This is a genomic window from Methanomethylovorans sp. PtaU1.Bin093, assembly GCF_002067275.1.
Classification (GTDB): Archaea; Halobacteriota; Methanosarcinia; order Methanosarcinales; family Methanosarcinaceae; genus Methanomethylovorans.
Map to the genome: position 1 here is coordinate 1 of NZ_MVQX01000003.1, position 3,021 is coordinate 3,021.

General features: G+C 49.2%; 3 protein-coding genes and 1 pseudogene. All 4 read left to right on the forward strand.

Annotated elements, in window-relative coordinates:
• Positions 1–240 (forward strand): annotated as a pseudogene (locus tag A4E24_RS00045) (hypothetical protein); the annotation flags it as partial.
• A 49-nt stretch (positions 241–289) separates the two neighbouring features.
• Positions 290–1,264, forward strand: coding sequence for a MoxR family ATPase (locus A4E24_RS00050; protein ID WP_292350601.1), 975 nt, complete (start codon positions 290–292; stop codon positions 1,262–1,264).
• 14 nt (positions 1,265–1,278) lie between these two features.
• Positions 1,279–2,157: a DUF58 domain-containing protein gene (locus A4E24_RS00055; RefSeq protein WP_292350603.1), complete on the forward strand. Its 879-nt coding sequence runs from the start codon at positions 1,279–1,281 to the stop codon at positions 2,155–2,157.
• Position 2,158: 1 nt separating this feature from the next.
• On the forward strand, positions 2,159–3,021 hold an 863-nt coding region (locus A4E24_RS00060), incomplete at its 3' end, for a BatA domain-containing protein (protein WP_292350605.1).

Below are 3,021 nucleotides of genomic sequence, written 5' to 3' on the forward strand. Positions count from 1 at the left end.
GATCTCTTAGGTGAACCATCGGTTGTGATCGTTGAAGGAAAACAGGTCGATCTGACACTTCCGCCTGGCACAGGCGCAGGTTTTACTCCGGGTGAACAGGCCAACACCACGCCTGAGGATTTCCTTCCATCTTATGCATACGAAATTAGTACAATATCCTCGTCGATATATTCCGAGGAACTGCCGGAAGGTTATGAAAGCATTATCAAGGACTACTTTGAGAAAATGGCAGGAAAATAATGGCAGACAGACCCTTACTATTGATCCATGAATGTAAAGGAGACCAGAGATGAACTCCAGTGAAATGAGCGCAGGAAATCTGTCCCAGACATACCGGCTTGCCGGCGAGATGTTCAATGCATTGTTCGCCGAGATTGGTAAGGTCATAGTGGGACAACAGGAATATGTGGAACAGATGATCATCGCTATGCTCTGTAATGGGCATGCTTTGGTGGAGAGCAATCCCGGTCTAGGAAAGACTTTGACCATTTCTACGATAGCAAAGGTCATGGACCTGCGCTTTAGCAGGGTCCAGTGTACACCGGACCTGATGCCTGCGGATATCACGGGAACGAACATCATCGAGGAACACGGCGGTGTCAAGTCGTTCAAGTTCCAGGCAGGACCTATCTTTGCCAACATAGTGCTGGCAGATGAGATCAACCGTGCCTCTCCCAAAACACAATCCGCAATGCTTGAGGCCATGCAGGAAAAACAAATCACTGTAGCCAATGATACTTACCTGCTCGACAAGCCGTTCTTTATCCTGGCCACACAGAACCCTATTGAGATGGAAGGCACTTTCCCGCTGCCTGAGGCACAACTGGACAGGTTCCTGCTGAAGATATTGCTGGACTACCCTACATTCGAGCAGGAGCTCAGCATTGTGGACAGGTATACTAAAATGGACACACCCCAGGTCAGAAAGATCATGAACAAGAGCACATTGCTCGACCTGCAGAAGCTGACCACCGAAGTGCCGATCTCCGACCAGTTAAAGTCCAGGGCCGTGAAGATAGTGCTGGCTACACGGCAGAACAGCGAGCATATAGAATACGGTGCATCTCCCAGAGCTTCTATCGGCCTTATACTGACCGCAAAGGCACGTGCTCTGATCAAAGGCAGGAACTATGTCAGCGAGGAGGATATAGAGGCAATGGCCTATCCTATACTTCGCCACAGGATCGGGCTTTCTTTCGAATCTGAAAGGCGGGGCATTACCGCAGATCAGATGATCAAGGGAATACTTGCACAGGTCAAATAAAAATCAGGCAGGACATGAACCCCGGCAAACACACTATAAATGCGGATTTTTTCCGGCAGCTTGACCGTTTCTCTTTCATGGTGAACAAAAGAGTGTCCAGCGTATATGCCGGCAGCCGCCGTTCTATCAACAGCGGTAAAGGTATAGATACCGTGGGGTTCAGGGAATACTATCCCGGGGACGAGCCCCGGTCCATTGACTGGAAGGTCTATGCGCGGTCGGAAAAACTGTATGTGCGACAGTTCGAGGAAGACAAATCCCTCACGGCACATATACTGCTGGATGCAAGCAAGAGCATGGACTATCCTGATAAAGACACCACTAAATTCGAATATGGCCTGATGCTTGCCATGGGTTTTGCATATATGGTCACAAAGGACAATGATAAGTTCGCAATTTCCACCTTTTCTGAAGATGTGGATATATCTGAGCCGCGCAGAGGAAAGAAATACCTGTTCCAGACACTGGACAGGCTTGAGACCACCAAGCTACAGGGCAGGACAGACATACACGAATGCATTGTCAGATACAGCCGTGCCATCCATTCCCGGTCGCTTGTGATAATCATATCGGATTTCATGGATAGCCTGGATTCGATCAGGTCAGCTATATATCGTTTCTCGGACCATGACCTCATCCTTGTACAGGTGCTGGACAGGACAGAAGCCCAGCTTCAGGTGCACGGCCATACGAAGTTCATGGACCTGGAAACGGAGAAGGACCTTAAAACCTACGTAAGCGACAGCTTCAAGGAAAGCTACCAGCGCAAATTGATGGAGCATATGAACAGTATCAAGGATACATGCTACCACGTGGGAGCGGAATATTACGCTTTCACCACGGATGTGCCCATCTTTGAAGCTTTCCTTTATACCATAGACAGGAGACGCTGATATGGCCTTTGAGACACCCCTGGCTCTGCTGGCGCTGGCAAGCGTCATTCCTCTTATCATTCTCTACCTTCTGAGGCCAAAACCTCTTATGGTGAGGATACCATCAGTGATGTTCCTCATGCAGGTGGAAGAAAAGAAGCGCTTCTTCACTTCCATCACAAAACTTATCAAAGACCCTTTGTTCCTTATACAGCTACTGGTGCTTATTCTGTTAGCCCTGGCAGCTGCTGCGCCTTACATCATTACGAACGAACCCCTGAGCGATGAGCATACGGTGCTGGTGATGGATATGTCTGCCAGCATGCAGACCGGGAACAGGTTCCAGGAAGCCATTGCTAAGGCAGAGGATTATGTCAGCAAGAAGAACAGCATAGTGCTGGCGCATAATGTTCCTGTGACATTGCTGGAAGGGCAGGACGCAACCACCACTCAGGCAGCTCTTTCATCCCTTAAACCTGGTGCAACGGTAGCAGACATCTCTGCTGCCATGGGCACGGGTATGCGAATGCTGTCCCAGGGCGGTGGAAGGCTTATAGTTATCTCGGATCTCACTAACTGGGAAGGTGAAGATCCTGTTTCTGCAAAGAACCTGGCAGAATCATACGGCCTTAAGGTGGAATTCGTGCAGATAGGCAATACTGCAGATAATATAGGGATCATACAGGGCAGGCTTGAGACCACGCAGAGTGGCTACACCTATAATTGTGTTTTAAAGAACTATGGCAGCAGTGACCAGAACGTGCCTGTGGAGATCACCACCACTGACGGTGAAAGTGTGACCAAGAACATCGACCTGCCGGTAAAAGCGAAGTCCACGCAACAGTTCGTGCTTACGAACATGAGTACAGGTATCACCACGATCAA

Bases quoted from the DNA above. Each gene is read 5' to 3' on its own strand.
- A4E24_RS00050 (WP_292350601.1), top strand. From the start codon at position 290: ATGAACTCCAGTGAAATGAGCGCAGGAAATCTGTCCCAGACATACCGG.
- A4E24_RS00055 (WP_292350603.1), top strand. From the start codon at position 1,279: ATGAACCCCGGCAAACACACTATAAATGCGGATTTTTTCCGGCAGCTT.